Source organism: Gemmatimonas groenlandica (assembly GCF_013004105.1).
Lineage (GTDB): Bacteria > Gemmatimonadota > Gemmatimonadetes > Gemmatimonadales > Gemmatimonadaceae > Gemmatimonas > Gemmatimonas groenlandica.
Window position 1 is genome coordinate 3,730,837 of record NZ_CP053085.1, and the last position, 20,685, is coordinate 3,751,521.

General features: G+C 65.3%; 14 protein-coding genes and 1 tRNA gene. 7 read left to right on the forward strand and 8 right to left on the reverse strand.

Annotated elements, in window-relative coordinates; all coding sequences use genetic code 11:
- Positions 1-146 precede the first annotated feature (146 nt).
- From HKW67_RS15930 to HKW67_RS15950, 5 genes are all read left to right on the forward strand, one after another.
- Positions 147-1,328: a lactonase family protein gene (locus HKW67_RS15930; RefSeq protein WP_171226327.1), complete on the forward strand. Its 1,182-nt coding sequence runs from the start codon at positions 147-149 to the stop codon at positions 1,326-1,328.
- Positions 1,329-1,420: 92 nt separating this feature from the next.
- Positions 1,421-3,337 (forward strand): sensor histidine kinase, encoded by a 1,917-nt coding sequence (locus HKW67_RS15935; protein WP_171226328.1) that lies wholly within the window; start codon positions 1,421-1,423, stop codon positions 3,335-3,337.
- 10 nt (positions 3,338-3,347) lie between these two features.
- Positions 3,348-4,757, forward strand: a complete 1,410-nt coding sequence (locus tag HKW67_RS15940) for a sigma-54-dependent transcriptional regulator (protein ID WP_171226329.1) — start codon at positions 3,348-3,350, stop codon at positions 4,755-4,757.
- A gap of 38 nt (positions 4,758-4,795) precedes the next feature.
- Positions 4,796-4,868, forward strand: a tRNA-Phe gene (locus tag HKW67_RS15945).
- Between the two features lie 184 nt (positions 4,869-5,052).
- A complete protein-coding gene (locus HKW67_RS15950) occupies positions 5,053-5,787 on the forward strand; it encodes a hypothetical protein (RefSeq protein ID WP_171226330.1) in 735 nt (244 codons plus the stop codon).
- Positions 5,788-5,789: 2 nt separating this feature from the next.
- Here HKW67_RS15950 and HKW67_RS15955 read toward each other — a convergent pair whose 3' ends face one another.
- Both HKW67_RS15955 and HKW67_RS15960 read right to left on the reverse strand, forming a co-directional pair.
- Positions 5,790-6,644 (reverse strand): hypothetical protein, encoded by an 855-nt coding sequence (locus HKW67_RS15955; protein ID WP_171226331.1) that lies wholly within the window; start codon positions 6,642-6,644, stop codon positions 5,790-5,792.
- Positions 6,645-6,785: 141 nt separating this feature from the next.
- Positions 6,786-8,528 carry a YncE family protein gene (locus HKW67_RS15960; RefSeq protein WP_171226332.1) on the reverse strand — a complete coding sequence of 581 codons (1,743 nt, stop codon included), beginning with the start codon at positions 8,526-8,528 and terminating at the stop codon, positions 6,786-6,788.
- A gap of 154 nt (positions 8,529-8,682) precedes the next feature.
- On the opposite strand from HKW67_RS15960, the gene HKW67_RS15965 reads away from it, so the two are divergent.
- Positions 8,683-8,823, forward strand: a complete 141-nt coding sequence (locus HKW67_RS15965; RefSeq protein WP_171226333.1) for a hypothetical protein — start codon at positions 8,683-8,685, stop codon at positions 8,821-8,823.
- A gap of 289 nt (positions 8,824-9,112) precedes the next feature.
- Here the strand turns inward: HKW67_RS15965 and HKW67_RS15970 are convergent, their stop codons facing one another.
- On the reverse strand, positions 9,113-10,339 hold the full coding sequence (locus HKW67_RS15970) for a RagB/SusD family nutrient uptake outer membrane protein (RefSeq protein ID WP_171226334.1): 1,227 nt from the start codon (positions 10,337-10,339) through the stop codon (positions 9,113-9,115).
- Complete coding sequence (locus HKW67_RS15975; RefSeq protein WP_171226335.1) at positions 10,339-13,311, reverse strand: TonB-dependent receptor domain-containing protein; 2,973 nt, start codon at positions 13,309-13,311, stop codon at positions 10,339-10,341. The genes HKW67_RS15970 and HKW67_RS15975 overlap by 1 nt, the downstream gene beginning before the upstream one ends.
- Positions 13,312-13,456: 145 nt before the next feature.
- Here HKW67_RS15975 and HKW67_RS15980 point away from each other — a divergent pair, with 145 nt between their 5' ends.
- Positions 13,457-14,758: a M24 family metallopeptidase gene (locus tag HKW67_RS15980; protein WP_171226336.1), complete on the forward strand. Its 1,302-nt coding sequence runs from the start codon at positions 13,457-13,459 to the stop codon at positions 14,756-14,758.
- A gap of 15 nt (positions 14,759-14,773) precedes the next feature.
- Here the strand turns inward: HKW67_RS15980 and HKW67_RS15985 are convergent, their stop codons facing one another.
- From HKW67_RS15985 to tssH, 4 genes are read right to left on the reverse strand one after another with little or no spacing between them, the layout of a single operon-like run.
- The gene (locus tag HKW67_RS15985) at positions 14,774-15,076 is read right to left on the reverse strand and encodes a PAAR domain-containing protein (protein ID WP_171226337.1); all 303 of its coding nucleotides are present in this window, start codon (positions 15,074-15,076) and stop codon (positions 14,774-14,776) included.
- 6 nt (positions 15,077-15,082) lie between these two features.
- Complete coding sequence (locus HKW67_RS15990; protein ID WP_171226338.1) at positions 15,083-15,766, reverse strand: DUF6931 family protein; 684 nt, start codon at positions 15,764-15,766, stop codon at positions 15,083-15,085.
- Positions 15,767-15,783: 17 nt separating this feature from the next.
- Positions 15,784-17,946: a type VI secretion system Vgr family protein gene (locus HKW67_RS15995; protein ID WP_171226339.1), complete on the reverse strand. Its 2,163-nt coding sequence runs from the start codon at positions 17,944-17,946 to the stop codon at positions 15,784-15,786.
- Between the two features lie 36 nt (positions 17,947-17,982).
- Complete coding sequence (gene tssH, locus HKW67_RS16000) at positions 17,983-20,658, reverse strand: type VI secretion system ATPase TssH (RefSeq protein ID WP_171226340.1); 2,676 nt, start codon at positions 20,656-20,658, stop codon at positions 17,983-17,985.
- Between the last annotated feature and the right edge of the window lie 27 nt (positions 20,659-20,685).

Consider the following 20,685-nt stretch of genomic DNA (forward strand, 5'->3'; position numbering starts at 1 on the left):
ACAACAGACGATGCTCCGTAAGTCGCTCATTCTGAGCCTCTTACGGAGCTTTTTCGTTGACCGGCCGCGAGCGGTCCCGGTTTGGCAAGCAGGGGAGGCGTCGGCCATACGGGCCGCGTTTCACGTCTGCTTCCGGAGACCTCGTCATGCATCCTCTCGCCATCCGTCCCTTCCGCACGACCATTACCACCGTGCTCGTCGCGGCCGCCGCCGCGCTCGGTGCCTGTTCGTCGCCTGAGCAGAACGGGACGGCCGAACCGATCAATCCGGCCTTCAACCGTAGCGGCACGCCGGCGAACGGCGCGGTGTTCACGTCCACCAATGCGGTGAGCGGCAATGCCATTCTGGCGTTCTCCCGCGCCACCGACGGCACCCTGTCGGCGGCCGGCAGCTACGCGACCGGCGGCGAGGGCACCGGCGGTGGGCTGGGTTCGCAGGGGTCTGTGACGCTCTCGGCCGACGGTCAGCTGCTGCTGGCGGTGAACGCCGGATCGGGTGAGCTGTCGGCGTTCTCGGTAAACGGGACCAGTCTGACACTTCTCAACACGATCGCGTCGGGTGGCTCCACGCCGATCAGCGTGACGGCCGATCATGGACTCGTGTACGTGCTGAATGCGGGTGGGGCGGGCAACATCGCGGGCTTCCGCGTAGACCGGAACACGGGCCTGTCGCCGATCGCCGGCTCCACCCGCCCGCTCAGCAGCGACGCGCCGGCGCCGGCCCAAGTGAGCTTCTCGACCGACGGCAACACGCTGGTGGTCACCGAGAAGGGCACGAATCGCGTGGTGTCGTACGCGGTCGACCGCGATGGCCTGGCCAGTGAGCCGCACGTGATCGCGTCGTCCGGGCAGACGCCCTTCGGCTTCGCCTTCGGGCTTCGCAACATCCTGGTCGTTTCCGAGGCGTTCGGCGGTGCGGCCGGCGCCAGCGCCGCGTCATCGTATCGCGCGGATGGTCGCGGCACGGCGGCGCTCGATCTGGTTAGTGGTACGGTGCTGAACAGCGAAAACGCGTCGTGCTGGACCGCGATCACGCCGGACGGCAAGTACGCCTACCTCGCCAACACCGGCAGCAGCACGGTGTCGGCCTATGCGGTGTCGGCGCAGGGCGCGCTGACGTTGCTCGATGCCGACGGCGTGTCGGCACAGACCGGTGCGGGCACCAGCCCGGCCGACGAAGCCATCAGCCAGAACGGACAGTTCCTGTACGTGCGCAACGGCGGCGCCAACACGGTGAGCGCGTTCCGCATCGCGTCGAACGGGTCGCTGACGCCGATCGCGACGGTGACGGGATTCCCGCAGGGCTATCAGGGATTGGCGGCGCGCTAACGCCGATGATCGCGGATGAGCGCGCCGAGTGAACCAACCGGCACGCTCATGGCTATGTGATGGACCACCCCGCTTCTCTCATCTCGCGAGACGTGACCACTCCTGTACCTCGTGCCATCTCCCTGCATCGTGCGCTGCTCGGCACCATCGTGCTGGCGCTCGTCGGTGGAGTGGTCCCAGCCGCGCTCGTGCTCGATCGTCGTCTGGCGGGTGTGCTGGAGTCGCGTGCGCGGACCGATCTCGCCATGACGCCGCGCCTCGTGGCGGATCGCGCGGCGAGCAGCAGCGATGCGATGATGATGCACGCCAAGGATTTCGCGCACGTGAGCGCGCTGAGTGTGGCACTCGCTGCCGGCGATCGCGAGGCTGTGCAACGACTCACGGACGCCGCCCGATCGGCGCTCGGCGGTGATCCGGTCGTGATCGGTCCGAACGGCGGTGTCTGGATCGGTACGACATCGGCATCGTTGCTGGAACCGTTGGCGGCGCGCACACGCGCGGGCGAAATGCCGGTGGCCACCGTGCGCGAGGGCGTGCAGTTGCATGACGTGGCGCTAGCACCGGTGGAGTACGGCGGCCGATGGGTGGGTGCCGTTGGCGTCAGCTCCCCGCTGGACGACGAACACGCGGCGGCGCTCGCGGGACTGACGCGGACCGATGTGATTCTCGTGGATACGGCGCCGGTTGCCGGTGTTGGCATGACGTCGGCGGCGGGGTTGTCATCACCCAGCGCCATGGTGTCGACGCTCGATCCGGTCGTCACGGCGGCGCTGGTGAAAGGTTGGCGTGCCGCGTCGGGCATTGTGTCTGCTGCCGATTCGGTGCGTGACGTGCGCGTGGGCGGTGCCCACCTGCTGGTCATCGCCGTCAGGCAGCGCGATGCCGGCGTCGTGCTCCTGGTGCGCAATCTCGACGAGGAATTGGCGGTTTTGCCCGAACTGCGGCGTATCGCGTTGGTGAGCGCACTCGCGGCGCTGCTAGCGGCGCTGGTGGTTGGTGTGTTGCTTGCCACCCGCATTGCCCGGCCGGTCACGGCGGTGGCGCGCGCGGCCGACGCCCTCGCGCGTGGTGACTTCGATGCGCCGCTCACGCTCGCCACGCGCTCCACGTTCATCGTGCGCGAAGTGGCGCGTGTGGAGACGGCCTTTTCCTCCATGCGTGACACGCTCGCCGATCGACTGCGGGCCCTCGCCGCCGCCAACGACGCCCTCGCCGATCGCAATGCGCGGCTCACGGCACTGCAGAGTGATCTCGTCCAGCGTGAGCGACTCGCGGCGACGGGTCGTCTGGTGGTGCAGCTGGCGCACGAGATTCGCAATCCCGTCGCCAGTCTGCGCAACTGTCTCGAGCTGATCCGCCGTCGGGTTGCTCACGATGAGGAAGCGCGGGAATTCGCGGATCTGGCCGTGGATGAACTGTTGCGCATGCACGAGTTGGCCGAGCAGATGCTCGATCTGAATCGTCCGCGCGCGAGTCGCGACACGGCTGGTGAGACCGCGAATGTCTGCGATGCCGCGCGTGTGATGCAGCAGATGGTGGCACTCCTCACGGCCGGTACCGCGGAGCACCCGCCCACGGTGCGCGGTGACTCGGGGGAATCATCGTGTGCGCACGCCGCGTCGACCACGGTCACGATCGACGCCGATGTGCTGAAGCAGGTGCTGCACAATCTCGTGCAGAATGCGCGCGAGGCGATGGACGGTCAGCGCGACGGCGTCGTGCGACTCGACCTGGAGCGGGAGCACGAGCATCTGGTCATTGCGGTGCGCGACAACGGACCGGGCATCGCGGCGGACGTGTTGCCGCGCATCTTCGACCCGTTCTTCACGACGAAGCGCGAGATGCGCGGCGTCGGGCTGGGGCTGTTCATCGCGGAAGGACTGGTACGCGCGGCCGGCGGACAGCTGGAGGTGACGTCGCAGACGGAGGCGACGCGCTCCGCGCCACGCGGCACGACGTTTCGCGTGCGTCTCCCACTGCAAGCGGCGCCCGCGATGGCGACAGCATGAGGATACTCCGATGAACACTGCCCGCATTCTCGTGGTCGATGACGATCGCGCGTTTCGTTTGTCCACTGCGGCGCTGCTGCGTGCCGAGGGCCATGCCGTGCAAGTCGCCGAGGACGGCAGTGCGGCGGTGGCCGCCTTGCGCACGGCGCATGAGAGCGCCGCGCCGATGGATCTCGTGCTGCTCGACGTGCGTATGCCGGGCCTCGACGGACTGGGTGTGGTCGAGGCGCTGCGCGTGTGGGGAGAGCGGGTGCCGATCATGATGATCAGCGGTGTGGGCACCGTGGAGAGCGCGGTGCGCGCGCTGCATCTCGGCGCCGATGACTTTCTGACGAAGCCGGTGGAACCCGATGTGTTGGTGGCACGCGTGGCCGAGCTGCTGGAGCGGCGTCCGGAGTCGGCGTTGCACGGGACGGCGAATCCGGGCGGCATCGTGGGCCGCGCGCCGAGTATGGCGCCGTTCTTCGCCAGTTTGCGTCGCGTGGCCCCCACCGATACGACGGTGCTGATTCAGGGCGAGACCGGCACCGGCAAGGAGCGCGCGGCGCGCGCCGTGCACGATCTGTCTACGCGCAACGGCGAGCCGTTTCTGGCGGTGAACTGCGCGGCGCTGAGCGAAGGGGTGCTGGAGAGCGAACTGTTCGGTCATGTGAAGGGGGCGTTCACCGGCGCGCTGCGTGATCGCGAAGGGCTGTTCGAGGCGGCGGGGCAGGGCACGTTGTTTCTCGACGAGATCGGCGAGATCAGCGCGGCGATGCAGCAGCGATTGCTGCGCGTGCTGCAGGAACGCGAAGTGACGCGGGTGGGCACGAGCAAACCGGTCAAAGTGCAGGCGCGGGTGGTGGCGGCCACGCATGCCGATTTGAAAACGCTGGTCGCACGCGGCCGTTTTCGCGAAGACCTGCTGTACCGGCTCGCGGTGTTTCCGCTCACGCTGCCGCCCCTCCGTGAACGGCGCGGCGACATTCCGCTGCTCACGTTGCATGCGCTGCGGGAGCTGCGTGCGCGCGGTGTGGCTCGTGATGGGCTGTCGTGCTCGCCGTTCGCCATGCGGTTACTGCGCCAGTTCGCGTGGCCGGGGAACGTGCGACAGCTGTTCGCCGTGATCGAGGCGGCGGCGATCCACGCCGACTTCGGCCGGATCGAGGCGCAGCATCTGCCGCCAGAGGTACGCGTCGGCGGCGGCGATGAGGCCGCGACGGGGGCGGGGTCGGCCCGATACCGTGGGCGCAGCGAGGGGGACGAGCGGACGGCGATCGTGGCGGCGCTGGCCGAGACGCACGGTGTGCTGGCGCGGGCTGCGGAGCTCTTGGGGATGGGGCGGACGACGCTCTGGCGAAAGCTGCGGGCCTACGGATTGGAAGCGACAGTAGGCGAGGGCGGCGCGCAGCCCGAGGGGGCGACAGCGCTTGCGGAATGACCCCCGGGTCCGTTAGCCTGCAGGTCTGTTGGTGGTACGGCTAGGTAGCTCAGTTGGTAGAGCAGCGGACTGAAAATCCGCGTGTCGGGGGTTCGATTCCCTCCCTAGCCACTGGAAAACCGTACATGTGAACATCGGCGTCCGGGCTTAGCTCGGGCGCCGATTTGCGTTATGTGCACGCCGCATCCGGGCGCCGAGCGGGCTGAGAGACGTCGCGCGGTCGGCCCAGTCGCCGTATGTTCGCCGCACCTCCCGATCTGAATTACCACGCGACACCCTGCAGGAGCGTAGCGACATGGGCCATTGGATTCTCGAAAGCGCCACCCCGACGATCCGGGATGGCCCGGCCGAAAACTTCGGCAACAAGCTCGCCGTGGAATTCAAGCTGCACTACAAGCCGAGCACATTCGGCTCGTTCGTGGAGATGCCGCGCCTCGAGTGGAAAGAGACGATCACCATGATCGAGAAGAATCTCGGCACCTGGTGGCGGTACGTGGGCGACCAGTATCAGCGCAATCCGAACAGCGTCACGTTCGTCTCGTGGGTGATGCGCTACGCGTGGGCGTTCGACTGTGTCCGACAGCAGTTGTACAACGACGACGTGCCCTGCCGCCTGTACGACAGGCATGGCAACCGGATCCCGAAGGACACCTTCGAGCGTGAGAGCGAACCGAAGGACAAAGCCAACGTGGTGCGCGCCTATCTCAAGAAGAACGGCGGCATCATGTGTGTGACGGTTGAAGACAAGCCGGCGATTTTGCGCCCGAGCGCGCCGAAAGTCCCACCCGTGCACAAGAATCGCATTTTGACGTTCGACTGCGGCCTCAAGGGATCACCGATCCGCATCAAGGCCGTGCAACATCTCACCGTCGACGAGACGAAACCCCCGATGCAGTGGTTCCGTGAATGCGTGCTCACCGATACCTCGCGCCCGTTTACCACCGTCGGACTACGGGAAGTGCAGCCGCCAGCTGATGTGGCCATGCCGAAGCCGTTCGACGGCACGGCGGCCAAGGGGCAATACGAGTAACGCTACGGCGTGGCGGGCGCTGCCGGCGGCGGGGTCGCGCCATGCTCCGCCGCGCAGTCTTCACAAATCCCGTGCGTGACGTTCACGCGATGCGTGGTGAGATACGTCTCGATGCGCTGCCAGTAGCCGTCGTCGTTGCGGACGTTCTTACACCAGGCGCACAGCGGAAGCATGGACGACAGTTGGACGACATCGTCCATCGCGGCGCGCAGCTCGCGATTGCTCTGCTCGAGAAAGGCGGCCAGTACGCTCACGAACAGCGCGACCATGAAGAGGCTGACTTCAAGGTCACCCATCAGCTGCACGAGTGGGCCAAGGCCTTCGCCCGGGCGTGCGGCTGATCGCGTGGCAAGCACGAGTCGCACCGCTTGAAACACGCCGTGCGCTGCCAGGACCACCGCTGGGATCTGCATCACGGAACGATGCGCGCCGATTGGTCGTGACAGCACCCAGGCCGCCTGAAACGCGAGCGCTGCCCAGAGAATCGTGTTGCCGACCGATCGCCAATCTGAGAACTGCGGCGCGACCATGAAGCCAAACAAGAAGATCGTATGCAGCGCGAAGATGAGAACGGCGATGCGCGTGGTAGTCGGGCGCTCCGCGGTGCGCTGCGCGGCGAAGATCAGCACCAGGTGACCGACGGTGACCATCAGCGTCGGCAGCATGCGGACGACGACGTCGGGATACGCGGCGCGTAGCACGAAGAGCAGATCGGCGGCCGTGAGTGTCCAGGCCGCCACGATCCAATAACGCAACGCTCCAGCGCGCGCGCCGAGCCGCCAATATCGTCCCATCACACCGGCCAGAATGGCGCCAATGATCAGGTTGATGCTATAGACAATCATCGCGTCGTTCATACGGCAGGCTCGGGACGGCGTCGCGCACGGCTGCCGACGCAACCGGTACTAGAGAGTATAGCACCCGGATGTCACGGGAGACCCACCGGCCGGCGTCGCTCAATCAGTCTGCGAATCGCACCACGCGCCCCGTCATGTGCGTCAGCGTGCCGCTGCTTTCACGGCATGTTGCCACACGGCCCGGGCGCCGGTAGCGGGATCGACACCCGAGAGCAGCCGGCTCACCATGGTCGCGGTGTGCACGGTGACGTCACGACCGAGTGCGCCATGATAGTGCGCGGTGAACAGATCCGCGACGGCAGGCACGTCGAGCGCGGCGCTCGGGATTTCGAGTTCGCCGTCGATGGGTAACGGTAGCTGTGTCCAGGTGGCGGTGTGATCCACTGTGCGACGTATTGTGCCGTCGGTGAGGCGCGCGAAGGCCAGCTCACCCCCGGTCACGAACATGCGAGCCTTCGTGGCGCGAGGAATCGCCCATGCTTCGAGCGTACCATCGCTCCGCGGCACCGGTACGACCGAGAACGGCCGCTGGAGTTTCGCGAATGCCGGCGTGATCTCGCGTGTGACGTCGTTGACCAGCTTGGCTTCGAGTGCAACACGAGCGGTGTCGATCGTGCCGGTGTATCGCTCGCGCGCGCCGTCGAGTCGCACGGCGCTGAATCGCTGCACGGTGCGGAAGGCGGGGTCGATGTCGTACACGCCACCGACCGGAAGGCCGTCGCGTGTGCGCTCGCAGTAAATAAGGCGTGGCGCGGTCGCTGACGGTCCGAACCCACCCTCAGCGCGCAGGCGCGCGATGGCGCCCACGCACTGATACCAAAACACGATGGTGCGCGCACGACCGTCGGCGTCGGCGAAGGCGCCGCGAAATCCGGCCGGCAACGCATCGACCACGCGGGTTGTATACGCGACACCGTCGGGCGTGTCACCGGCGGCAATTTCACTTTCGACACGACGGGCCGCCACGTCGATGACGGCGATCTTTGCACCAGTACTCAACGACAGGAACGCGTGCGTACCATCGGGCGTGAAGATGATGCCCTGCGGTCCCATGCCGGGAAGGGCGAGGCGCCCGAGTTCCCGGCGCGTGCGGCGATCCACGAAGCGTAGCTCTTCCTTCTTGAGATCGGGCACCAGGACCAGCGCATTGTCCGGCGAGAAGAGCACGCGATAAGGCCAGCCAAAGCCCTCGGCTGCGGTTGATACCTTCCCGCTGGCGGCATCGACCACGCTGAGCACCCCGGTCGCGTTGCTGCCCACCCAGACCTCGCGTCCATCGGGCGTCACGTTGATCGCCTCGGGCTGCGCAGGCACCATGATGTTGCGCAGCGCGATGCCCTTCACGAGATCGAGTTCGGAGATCGAATTGCTGCCGATGTTTCCGGTCCACGCACGGGTGCCGCTCGCGGTGACGCCAACCATGTGCGACCCGTTCTGCTGCGTGGCGATCGCCTGCACGATGTCACCAGTCGCGATGCGTACGATGAGGAGCTGCTTGTTGGTCTCCGACGTGACGGCCACTAGCGAGTCGCCGGGGAGCAGCACGAGCCCGTGTGGTCGACGGTACTCGCCGAGGGTGATGGTGCGCGCCACGCGCAGCGCTGGCACGTCGATGACCGTGAGCGTGTTGCCGCCGGTTTGCGCGCCATAGTCGGACACCACGGCAACGCGCCCGTCGCGCGACATTACGACTTCGTGCGGGCCCGGCTGCGTGGGCAAGGTGGCAAGTACGCGGGCGCTCGCCACATCGATAATGGTCGCGGTGGCGGGTGTCTTGTTGGTGATGACCAACGTGCCGCTGGACGGAACGCCGCGTTCACCCTGCGCATGCAGCGGAGCGGTAACGAGTGCCAACGCGGACAACAAATGCAATGCACGACGCATGGGTCGGGAGCGGGAGGCAGGAGCAGGGAAGACGTGCGAACGCGTGTTAAACATCACCGACGACTCTGGCGGGATGTCACGGGGCCTCCGACAATAGAACGCGCCGATTGTCGGCGCGCTGTCCTGCCAAGAATTCCCCTCTTTGCCCAATCGAATGACCGCCTGGATCGTTGCCGCGCTGTGCGGCGTCGTGTGCGTGTTGCTGACCGTTCGGCTGCATGCCGACCGGGCGCGCCGGAAGCAGCAAGGGCTGCTTGGTCCCTTCGGCCCGACGAGCGCCATCACAGCAAATTGAATACGTCAAAGGGCCAAATGACACTGCTGAGGACACCAAATTCTCGCTGAGTGAATCGGCGTTCGAGGAGTTCCTGTACTCCGGGACGCCCCACGCCGACCGCGTGCAGCAGCTGTACGGCGACAGCAAACAGTTCGACGAAGCACCCTTTCTGAGCTGCGCCGATCTGGTGTTTGTCGACGGATTCAACGCGCAGTCGTACGTGGAAAGCGACCCGGCCATGACGAAGGCGGGGGAGCGGCATCGGCCGCTCCCCCGCCTTCCTAAGGTTGGTGCGATGTTCGGTGCCTTACTGCGCGCCGCTGACGTTCGGATTCGCGCCACGCTCTTCGAGGCTGATCGGGATGCAGGTGCTGCGTCCCTGCAGCGACGTATTCCGACCCTCGGCCAGCCAACGACGCAGGTCGAACAGACGACGACCTTCAAGCCAGAGCACGGCACCGCGCTCACGCATCAGATGCGTGTACGCTTCGGTGACCGTGGTGGCGGCGAGCGGTGTGAGTGATGCCGCGGCGCGACCCTGATTGATGAACAGCATCGCATTCGTGAGGTCGTTGGCCCGGAGTGCCGCCTCGGCACGAATGAGCAACATCTCGGTGCCCTTGGCCAGCGCCACCGGATCGCCAAGCGTGATGTACTTCCGCTGGCGGAAGAAGTTGGTGGTGCCGTCCTGACCTTTCGTGATCGTCGTGCCCGTCTTCACGGTGTCGTACAGCACGCGCGGATCGCGATCGGCAACCCAGACGGTATTCCACACCGTGACTTCACGGCGTGAGATGGTCTGCGTGGCGAGGTCCATGTTCTCGCGCGTGGTGTTCACGGAGAACACCGCGTTGTGGCGGAACGACACCGGAACCAGCGCCGCGTCGGCTGCCGCTTCCGTCCACTTGCCCTGATTCGCATAGACCTGCGCGCGACCGGCGAGCGCCGCGTTGGTGAGCGCCGTGTTGTTCAACGCACGGGCGATCGTGAGCGCACGCGTGAAGAGACTTTCGGCGCGCACGAAGTGCGTGCTGCTGGGCAGCGCGGGTCCGCCATCGAACACGGCGTTGCACACGTTCTCGCCAAGGAACCGATTGGCGAAGCCGGCATACAGGTACGCGCGCGGCGTGTTGGCGTTCGTTTCGAAGGCGGTGCCGAGCACGGTCTTCATGCGCTCGAGTCCCACTTCCGCGACGTAGCGAGCGGTGTGCATACGCGCCCAATCGCCGTTCACGTCTTCCGGCGCAATGTCGCCAGCGGCGAACTTCCGCTCGGCGGCAAAGTTGCCGGAGTGGCGCAACTCGAGGCCCGCGAGTGAGCCGCGAGTGAGATAGTTACCGATGGCGTTCGAGAGATCGCCACCCATGCCGTTCACGAGTGCCGGGACGGCGCTGGCGTTGTTGAGATCGGAGTCGAGGAGCGGACCGGGGTTGGTGACCTTCAGGTCGCAACCACCGAGCAGCGCGGCGAGCGCGATTGACACGGCCGGTACGGCACGGCGGGCCATCGGAGAGAGTGCAGTCATAGTGGGCATCAGAAGCTCGTCCTCACGCTGAACAAGAACGTGCGATACGTCGAGAAGTTGTAGTAGTCGCGGCGCGAGAAGGTGCTGGTGCGCTGGTCGGCCGTTTCGGGGTCGGAGCCGGTGTACTTGGTGTTCACGAACAGATTCCGTCCGGCGAGCGACACCGTCATGTTGCGCGCACCGGGCGTGAAGCGCTTCGGCACGTCGTACGAAGCGGACACGCTGCGCAGCTTGAAGAAGTCGGCGCTCTCCACCCAGTAGCTGTAGTCGCGCTGCGCGGCCACGATTGAGCAGCGCATGCGATCCTTCGCGTTCACGCCGGCCAAGGCCGACGCATCGCCGGCGGCCGCGGCGCGGAGCGCCTTCTGGGCGGCGAAGCACGGCTGCCAGATGCCAAGGCCGGAGTTCTGGAATCCGGTGCCGTTGAGCAGGTGACCACCCTTCTGGAACTCACCGACCGCATCGATGGTGAGATTCTTGAACAGCGTGAGCGTGATCGACGGGTTGATGATCTGATCGGGGAACGTCTGTCCGAGGAACTGATTGGTGTCGACGATCGCGGCACCGAACTCGTTCGGATTGCGGACCTTGAGGCCCACGTACGACGGCAGCGGCAGACCTTCCTGCACGTAGCTGCGCGACAGCGCGTCGATCGTGATGACGCGGCCGCCGAGGTCGACGGCTTCACCCTTCACGCGCGTGTACTGCAGGCGCGTCTCCAGGCGGGACCAGCTCGTGGGCTCGAACGACGCGGTGAGCTGCGCTTCGATACCGTTGTTCTTGATCGTTCCGACGTTCTCGGGCTGGTTTGTCGAAAAGCCCTGCGACGGCGGATACGCGACGTTGATGATGGCGTCGGAGGTCTTCGCGTTGAAGTAGGTGAACACCGCACCGAGTCGACCGCCCCAGAAGCCCGCGTCGAAGCCCACTTCGCTTTCGCGCGTGCGCTCGGGGCCCAAGTTTGGATTGCCGAGCTGACCCGGTGTGAAGCCGGAGAGACCGCCTTCGGCGGCGATCGGGTTCCAGGTCCGCGAGGCATCGAACGCACCGGGCGCCTTGCCGGCTTCGCCGACGGCGGCGCGGAACTTGAACGTTTCGATGAGGTTCGACGGCCAGAACGATTCGTCCGACAGCACGTACGACATGCTGAGCTTCGGGTACGTCTGGAGTCCGAAGCCCGTACCGAACGCCGAGTTGCCGTCGACGCGAGCGCCCGCCGTGACGAACAGGCGATCGCGCCAGCCAATCATCTGCTGCGCGAAGAAGCCGGCATTGATGACGCGCTGCTGGTTCACATCAGTAATCTGACGGAGCGACGCCGAGATCAGCGTCGGGAGGCCCGGACCAGCGAAGTTGTCGCCCTGCAGATCCGTCGAATTGATGCGGCTGTCGAACAGCTGACCGCCCACCGATGACGTGCCCGAGAAGTTCTTGCTGTAGGTCTGCTTCCACGTGCTCGCGAGGTCGACCGTCATGAGCTGACGGTTCCAGAGCGTCTGGAAATACTGACCGGTCGGCGTGCGCGGATATCCGAACGGATTGATCGTACGAAGATCGTTGTTGTTGTAGTCGATGCCGATCGACAGGCGGTTGGTGACGTTCGCCGTCGGCGTCCATGTGGCGGTGCCGCCAGTGATGAAGTGATCGCCGCCGATCGTGTTGGCCTTCGAAAAGATCGTGTCGTTGATGACGCACGTAATCGTCGTCGTGCTGCAGCCGGTACCCTTGAAGTTCGAGCCGGGACCACGCGACACGTTCAGCAGGAAGGCATCAGCGCTATTGCCTTCCGAGAGCATCGCGGTATTGCGGCGCTGCCAGGAGGTGTTGAGCGCCAGCGTGACGGTCTTCGACGGTGCGAAGCCGAGGTTTGCGCGCAGACCACCCGTCTTGTTGCTGCCGACGCGGAACACACCCGACTCGTTCTCCAGATTGCCGGAGATCGCGTAGTTGATGCCACTGCCCGAGCCACGCACACCGAGCGAGTAGCGACCCAGGTAGCCGTTCTGCAGCCACGAACCGCTTTCGGGGCAGGTGGCGTCTTCGAAGGCGACACCGAGTCCGTCGACCACGTTGGCGCCGCGGCACTCACGGAGGAACATGCGCGTCGGGTCGGAGCGCGGTCCGAAATCGCCCATGCTGTTGATGCCGGCGCTGGCCTCGAGCGTCCACACGGCGGGGCCTTCACGACCGCGCTTGGTGAAAATCTGAATGACGCCACCCGATGCTTCAGTGCCGTAGAGCGTGGTCGCGGCAGGACCCTTCACGACTTCGATGCGCTCGATGTCGGCAGCGGCGATGTCGTTGAGCGGTGACACGGACTGGCGCGACGACACGCCGGTCGGCGAGTTGCCGTTGAAGATGCGGATACCGTCGACGTAGATCAGCGGACGGTTTCCCTGCGTCACCGAGTTCACGCCGCGCAAACGGATGTTGCCGCCAGCGCCCGGACCGCCGCCATTCGCCTGAATGGTGACGCCAGTGGTACGACCCTGCAGGATCTGCTGCGTGTTCGCCACGGCGCCGCGCTCGAAGTCGGCGCTGCTCACGGTGGTGATCGCGTTGCCGACTTCCTTCTTGCGCTCTTCACCAGTCGCGGTGACGACGACGCCGGCAAGGGAGACACTGCTCTTCACCAGCGTGAAGTCGATGGTGACGGTCGCACCCGCAGCAAGCGTGATCGGGCGCGACTGCAACTGATAGCCGATGCGACGCACCGTGATGGTGGCAGCACCCGACGGGATGTTGGCGAGTGTGAAACGGCCGTCGTCGCCGGTGGAGCGTCCGAACTGCGTACCGGCGACAGTGACCTGCGCCGCGGCAACGGGCTGGCCGTTGTCGCCGTCGACTACGCGACCGACGATGGTACCAGTAGCTTGGGCAGCGAGCGGAGAGGCAGTAGCAATCGACAGCGCGAGCCCGAACATGGCTGCGGTGCCGCGCCGTCCTGCCAGCGCAGCGCGCCGAAGGATGGGAAGGAACACGGAATCCTCACGAGATGAAAAGCGGTGCGGACACGGGTGGAGGTGTCCGCCTTGAAAGGCGGTGGGGCTGCTGGACTCGACGTTGCATCGCACCAGCGGTATAAAGATAAGTGGACTTCACACCATCTCTACATCGAGGTACGGCATGTCGACGCGTCGTGGTTTTCTCGGTTCCACAGCGGCCATCATGGCCGGCGCTCTCGTGTCGGGGCCGGCCGCGGTCGAGGCACTCGAGTCGCCCGTCGTGACACAGCCGCCGACGGCGCTGCCGCCCGCCATACGCGCGTTGCGTCCGATGCGTGACGGCGTAGTGCCGATCTCGGTGTCGGAACGTCAGGGACGGCTCGAGAAGGCGCGGCAGCTCATGCGCGACCAAGGAGTCGCCGCGCTTATGCTGACCGGCGGTACGAGCATGGAGTACTTCACCGGTATCCGCTGGGGACTCAGTGAGCGACTCCTGGCCGCCGTGATTCCCGTGCGCGGCGCGGCCTTCCTGATCACGCCCAAGTTCGAAGAAGAGCGGGCGATGGAGCAGGCGCATCTGGGGCCGCTCGGGCGCGACGCCGAGGTGATGGCTTGGGAGGAGCACGAGAATCCGTACGAGCTGCTGCGAAAAGGGCTCGCGTCCCGCGGCCTCTCGACGGCGACGATTGCCGCCGAGGAAACGGTGCGTTTCGTATTTGCCGATGGGGCCGCGCATGTGCCCGGCGTAACGGTGGTGAGTGGAACCCCGATCACCGCCGGCTGTCGCATCGTCAAGGATGCGCATGAACTCGCGCTCATGCGTCACGCCAGTGCCGTGACGCTGGCCGCGTATGAAGCGGCGTACAAGTCGCTGAAAGAAGGCATGACCCAGGACGACTTCGCGCAGCTGGTCCAGCTCGCCCACCAACAGTTGGGCTACTCGGGGTCAGCGGGCGTGCAGGTCGGCAAATACTCGGCGCTACCGCACGGCAGTGCCACGCCGCAGGTGGTGCGTGAGGGGAGCATTCTGCTCATCGACGGCGGCTGCAAGGTGGAAGGCTACTCGTCTGACATTTCACGCACGTTCGTGCTCGGCAAGGCAACGCAGCGCATGAAAGACGTGTTCGAGATCGAGCATCGCGCGCAGAGTGCGGCGCTGGCGGCGGCGAAGCCGGGGGTGCCCTGCGAAGCGGTGGATGCGGCGGCGCGCAAGGTGATCGTCGATGCCGGCTTCGGCCCGGACTACACGTACTTCAGCCACCGTGTGGGTCACGGCATGGGCATGGACGGGCACGAGTGGCCGTATCTCGTGCGTGGCAATACGCTGCCACTGCGCCCCGGCATGGTGTTCTCGGACGAACCAGGCATCTACATCCCGGGCGAGTTCGGCATCCGGCTGGAAGACGACATGGTGATCACGGAGAACGGCGCCGAGCTGTTTACGCCGCAGTCGCCGAGCCTGGAGCAGCCGTTCGGGCGGTGATCCGCCCAGGGCTCGTCAGCCGCCGATCAGTACCGTCGGCGCGCCAAGAATGATTGCACCGCCGTGTGCGGTGTTATCGCCCAAGCGCGCGGCGGGAAGCTTGCCGAGCAACACCGTGGCTGAGCCCTTGGCGACCATGTCCGGTGGGCCCACGCATACACACATGCTGGTGGCGGTGGCGCTCGGCAACATGGCGATCAGCACGGTGGGACATCCCGGCTTCACGATGGGGCCTCCCACGTGCGGAATGGGCGGGACACCCGGCGTCACCATCGGGCAGAGATGCATATCGGTAATGCGAGCCGCTGGCATTCCCATGGTCGATTACCTCGGTGCCGGTGCGTTGATGGCCTGTTCGTATTCGGCCTGCTGCCGACGATGCGTATCGTGCGCAAGCTGGAGGGCGGTATCCCACCCGCCGAGTCGCTTCACGATCTCAAGCCCCTGCGCGGCGAACGATACGAACGTGGGTGGGATCAGGTCGGACTTGCTGTTCGACACCGCAGCCAGCAGGATCGCTCCGGCCACGAGCGGCATGGCAACACCGGGCGGCGGCGGCACCGCCGGTACCGACGGCGGGGCAATCGTGGTGCCGCTCAGGAACACCGCGGTGGCGACCAGTCCGATGGGTGAATCGAGCCCGGATTTTTCACCGGCTTCGAACGCGGCGCGACGTGCCGCGTCGTCGGGGCGTACAATCCACTGTTCGACCGCGGCCAGAGTGGCGTGCGCATTGGCCGACGGTGCCGTACCCCCTTCCATCTGCGTCGCGTAGCGGGCCGAAACCCAGGCCCACCAGATACTCTCGCGATTGGGGAGGATGGCCGCGATCAGCCGGATTGCAGAGACGACTTGGTCGGCGCCCACCCAGGTGGCGTAGAGCTGCTCGAGCGTGTGCTGCGGATTGAGCATCGCGAGGGCGGGCTCGTCGGGCGCAGCGCGCTCGATGAGCCATCGCATGGGCGGCGTCAGCGACGCCAGCGGGTCGGGGGCGATTGAAGCGGGCATGTTCACATGGACTCCGATCAGTTGATCATGGTGACGGCGCCCTTGATCATCGCCACGCCTTTTGCGTCAACCTGCACGATGGCCGCCTCGACCTTCGCCATGGCGTTGCCCTTGAGGGTGACCATGGGTCCCGTGATAGTCACGCCCTTCATATCAATCACGATCGAGCTGCCGCCGACCTTCAGCTCGATCTTCTTCATCGCTTCCAGCGTGATCGCACCGAGACTCGCTTTGATGGTGATGTCACCCATTTGCGCGGCAGCGGAGATGTCACCCATGCTGACCTTGAGTACGGAATTGCCATCGGTAACGGTCGTGGTATCGTCTTGCTTGATCGTGGTATCCTGCTTGCCGTCGACCTTGACGTTGTTGTCTTCCGTGATCTCGTGGATCTGATTCTGCTTCACCGTGATTTTGCGATCTTTGATCACGGTGATCGTTTCGCCGCCATTCACCGTGACGGTGTGCTCCTTCTCGACGTGCAGCGTCCGGTTGTTGTCGGCCACCGTGATGAACTGCTCACCCTTCTCGATCGTGGTTCTCTCCCAGCCTTCCTTGACCGTCTTCTCCTCGTTGTTCTTGATCTCCGTCGTTCGGTCGTGCTCGACCTTCCGGCGCTCGTCATTCTTCACGAGCGTTTCGAGATCCATCTGCGCCTGCTTGTAGATCAGCTCCGCACCCTTCGAGTCGTCGAAGCGCAGTTCGTTGTAATCGTCGGCTCCGCCTTTGAGGGTGGACTTGGTACGGATGCCGCTCGAGTTCTTCTCGCCGGGCAGCGACCATGGATGCTTGTTGGCGCTGTTGTACAGGCTTCCGGTGATGATCGGATTGTCGGGATTGCCGTCGAGGAACTCGACGATCACTTCATGCCCGATGCGCGGCAGAAACACCGTACCGAATTGCTGGCCCGCCGACGACGTGGCCACGCGCACCCAGCAGGAGTGTTTGAGGTCGAGTTTGTGGTCTTCATCCCACTTGAAGACCACCTGCACGCGGCCCCACTCGTCGGTATAGATCTCATCGCCATCGGGACCCACGACGACCGCGGTGTGCGACCCGCCGATGTGCGGCCACGGCGTGGTGCGCGCCGGGCGATACGGCGTGGCCGCCGGAATGGCTTCGAACTCGTTGTCGTACTCGAACTTGGCGGACTCGTTGGCGAAATAATCGCCGTTGCTGCCGCGGTGCACGACCTTTGTGATGAAGAGCGACGCATTCAAACTGGCGTTCGACAGGTTCACCACGTCCGACTTGGCACCGGGTTCGAGACCGACGTAGGTGCTGGTGCCGTGATATACCTCGGCGGTGACCTCGGCGAGCTCCTGACGGAGCTTCGAGTACACCTTCGCGTCGTACGGCACCTTGTTCGGCGCCGCCGCCGGTGCGTGATGCGCCGCGATCTGCTGGTCGAACAGATAGGCTGACATCGAGCTAGGCGGCGTGAAGTCGCCATTCGACGCGGTGGTGTCGTGCACGCTCTTCATGGCCAGAAACTCACTGGCCGTGCGCAGGTGCGTCTTGGAGACGAACGGCGTGGCGTCGACCCCCAGGCCGGTCAGGCGCGACGTATCATCCGCCGCCTCGATGAACGCCAGCTTGGTGACGCCCCATGCTGGCTTGGCCGACGCGACGCTGTCGCTCCAGACCAGCTGCGCGTCGCCCCCCGTATGATCGAAGCGGAACCACACGCCTTCCTGCTCCATGAGGCGCGCGGCACAGTTCCACCGGCTCTCCCGATAGCGGAAGGTGGCCGGACGTTCGTCGACCGTGCGCGTCAGCTTCCACGCCGTGCTCACCCCCGTCATGAGGGCATTCACGATGTCACGCGCCGACTTGTTCTGAAAAATCTCGAAGCCTTCGTCGAGATCGAGCACCCATTGGGGCGGACGGATCTCGAGTTCGTACGCGACCAGGCCAACGGGTGCCTTGCCGCCGCGACGAAGGCGGCTGACCACACCGTGCACGGTGCGATCGGTGCCGTCGGGCAAACGCAACAACAACGAGACCTTCTTGAGCAACAGCTCCTTGGCCGAGATGTCGCTGCGCGTGCTCATCGCCGTGACGGTGTAGCGGAACAGCGTGGAGAGGGACTCCTCTCCACGCCACTCGCGCAGCAACAGCACGTCCTTACCCAACGGCGTGTTCAATCGGTACGGTCGATCGGCTTGTGACCAGGCCATCAGTACGTCCTCGGGTATCCTCGATGAGCCGCTACGTCAAACCGCAGCAGCGTCGACCACGTTCTCGTACGTAAAGTCTCCGTCCTCGGCCACGCCCACGCGCAGTGCGGTCGGACGGATGCCTTCCGCCATCGCCGCCAGCAGCATGCGCGAGATCTCGGGCAGCAGCGTGTTGCTCAGAATGTTGTCGACGTTGCGGGCGCCGCTTTCCACTTCGGTGCACCGAGCAGCCACCTGCGCGATGAGCGTTTCGTCGTGGCGCAGCTCGAGACGGTGCGTCTCGCGCAGACGACGGCCGATCTTGCCCACCTTGAGACGAACGATCTGCTTGAGGTTCTCGTCACGCACGGGATAGAACGGCACGATCACCATGCGGCCGAGGAAGGCCGGCTTGAAGACTGCGTCGAGCTCCGGCTTGAGCGCCTTCGCCATGGCATCCGGGAACGGCATCGTTTCCGGATCGGCGGTGAGCTTCATGATCGTCTCGGTGCCGGCGTTCGTGGTGAGGATGATGATCGTGTTCTTGAAGTTGATCTCACGACCTTCACCGTCATCCATCACGCCCTTGTCGAACACTTGGAAGAAGAGCTCGAGCACGTCGGGGTGCGCCTTCTCGACTTCGTCGAGCAGCACGACGCTGTACGGACGACGACGCACGGCTTCGGTGAGCACGCCGCCTTCGCCGTAGCCCACGTATCCCGGGGGCGAGCCCTTGAGCGTCGAGACCGTGTGCGCTTCCTGGAACTCCGACATGTTGATGGTGATGATGTTGCGTTCGCCACCATACAGCAGATCGGAGAGCGCCAGCGCCGTTTCCGTCTTGCCGACGCCGCTGGGCCCGACCAGCATGAACACGCCCTTCGGCTTGTTCGGATCTTCGATGCCGGCCTTCGACGTACGCACGCGACGCGAGATGTCGAGGAGTGCATGGTCCTGGCCGATTACGCGGGCGCCGAGATGCTTCTCGAGCTCGAGCATCGTGCCGAGTTCATCGCTCATCATCTTGCCCACGGGAATACCGGTCCAGCCGGAGATCACTTCGCCGACGATCGAGGCATCCACGAACACGCGCATGAGCGGTGTCTCGCCCTGCAGCGTCTCGAGTTCGGCGGTGAGACCGTTCAACTCGGTGCGTAGCGTGTTGGCGGTGGACTGATCGGCATTCTCGGCCTCGGCGATGAGCGCATCGCGCACGCCAAGAATCTTCTCCACGAGCGCCTTCTCAGTGGTCCAGCGCGCTTCGAGCGCGGCGAGCGATTCCTGCACCTGCCCGCGACGCGTGGCGAGTTCCCCCAGCCGCTCCTTGTGGTCCGCACCGGCCACCTGCTCGCGATTGAGGACGCGTTCCTGCAGCGCGATGTCATCGAGCGTACGACGGGCGTCTTCGATCGGGCCCGGCGTCGCGGTCTGTCCGAGGTTGAGGCGGGCGCACGCCGTATCCAGCACGCTCACGGCCTTGTCGGGCAGCTGACGATCCGGCAGGTACCGATGCGAGAGGCGTACGGCCGCTTCCATACCGCTGTCGAGAATGCGCACCGTATGGTGCTTCTCGAGTGCAGGCACGACGGCGCGCATCATGATGCAGCACACGTCTTCGGTGGGCTCATCGACCTTCACGAGCTGGAAGCGACGCGAGAGCGCCGGATCCTTCTCGAAGAACTTCTTGTACTCGCTCCACGTGGTGGCGGCGATGGTGCGCAGCTCGCCGCGCGCGAGCGCCGGCTTGAGCAGGTTGGCCGCATCGTTCTGACCGGCCGCACCACCGGCACCGATCATGGTATGTGCTTCGTCGATGAACAGGATGATCGGCGTCGGTGAGTTCTTCACCTCTTCGATCAGCCCCTTCAGACGATTCTCGAACTCGCCCTTCACACCGGCGCCGGCCTGCAGCATGGCCAGGTCGAGCGAGCGCAGCGACACGTTGCGAAGCGGCGGAGGCACGTCGCCCTCGGCGATACGGCGCGCGAAACCCTCGACCACGGCGGTCTTACCGACGCCGGCTTCACCGACGAGGATCGGGTTGTTCTGCCGGCGGCGCGTGAGGATGTCGACGACCTGACGCACTTCGAAATCACGACCGAGCACGGCGTCGATCTTGCCGGCCTTCGCGTTGGCCGTGAGGTCGACGGTGTACTGGTCGAGGTTCGGTGTCCGGCCACCGGCCTTGGGCGCGCCGCTGCCGCTCGACGCGCTGGCACTCGACGCCGCGCTGTCGATCGCGCCCAGCTCGGCCGACGCTTCAGCGGACGGAGCGGTGATCGTCGCAAAATCCTTCTTGAGCACATCGGCCGGGATCTTCTCGAACTCCTTGCTGATGTCCTGCGCCATGCGAGCGAGCTCGCCGACACTGAGCAGGGCGAGCAGCGCGTGGCCCGTGCGCACGCGCGGTGCGCCGAACTCCACGGAGCCGAGCAGCCAGCCTTCGCTGAGCATGTTGACGAGGGACGGGCTCAGCGTGGGCGTCCGGGCGTTGCCGGTCTTGATGCGATCGAGTGCGCGCGCGAGGTCGTCGGCGAGGCGCGAGCGATTGATACCGAAGTGCTTCAGAATGGCGGCCAGGTCGCCGTCGTTGGCATCGAGCACTTTCACGAGGAAGTGTTCGATCTCCACGTCATAGTTCGTGCGCGACAGGCAGAGCCCCGCGGCCGCCTCGACGGCGCTACGGGTTGGAGCATTCAGCTTGGCGATCAGGCCACGCAGGTTTACGGCCATGACGACTCCGTCAGCGAGAAAGCGGGA

Excerpts from the sequence above, each read along its gene's own strand:
- HKW67_RS15995 (WP_171226339.1), bottom strand. The coding sequence starts at position 17,946 with ATGGCCTGGTCACAAGCCGATCGACCGTACCGATTGAACACGCCGTTG.
- HKW67_RS15970 (WP_171226334.1), bottom strand. The coding sequence starts at position 10,339 with ATGCCCACTATGACTGCACTCTCTCCGATGGCCCGCCGTGCCGTACCG.
- HKW67_RS15990 (WP_171226338.1), bottom strand. The coding sequence starts at position 15,766 with ATGCCCGCTTCAATCGCCCCCGACCCGCTGGCGTCGCTGACGCCGCCC.
- HKW67_RS15965 (WP_171226333.1), top strand. The coding sequence starts at position 8,683 with ATGACCGCCTGGATCGTTGCCGCGCTGTGCGGCGTCGTGTGCGTGTTG.
- HKW67_RS15940 (WP_171226329.1), top strand. The coding sequence starts at position 3,348 with ATGAACACTGCCCGCATTCTCGTGGTCGATGACGATCGCGCGTTTCGT.
- HKW67_RS15955 (WP_171226331.1), bottom strand. The coding sequence starts at position 6,644 with ATGAACGACGCGATGATTGTCTATAGCATCAACCTGATCATTGGCGCC.
- HKW67_RS15960 (WP_171226332.1), bottom strand. The coding sequence starts at position 8,528 with ATGCGTCGTGCATTGCATTTGTTGTCCGCGTTGGCACTCGTTACCGCT.
- HKW67_RS15985 (WP_171226337.1), bottom strand. The coding sequence starts at position 15,076 with ATGGGAATGCCAGCGGCTCGCATTACCGATATGCATCTCTGCCCGATG.
- tssH (WP_171226340.1), bottom strand. The coding sequence starts at position 20,658 with ATGGCCGTAAACCTGCGTGGCCTGATCGCCAAGCTGAATGCTCCAACC.
- HKW67_RS15950 (WP_171226330.1), top strand. The coding sequence starts at position 5,053 with ATGGGCCATTGGATTCTCGAAAGCGCCACCCCGACGATCCGGGATGGC.
- HKW67_RS15930 (WP_171226327.1), top strand. The coding sequence starts at position 147 with ATGCATCCTCTCGCCATCCGTCCCTTCCGCACGACCATTACCACCGTG.
- HKW67_RS15980 (WP_171226336.1), top strand. The coding sequence starts at position 13,457 with ATGTCGACGCGTCGTGGTTTTCTCGGTTCCACAGCGGCCATCATGGCC.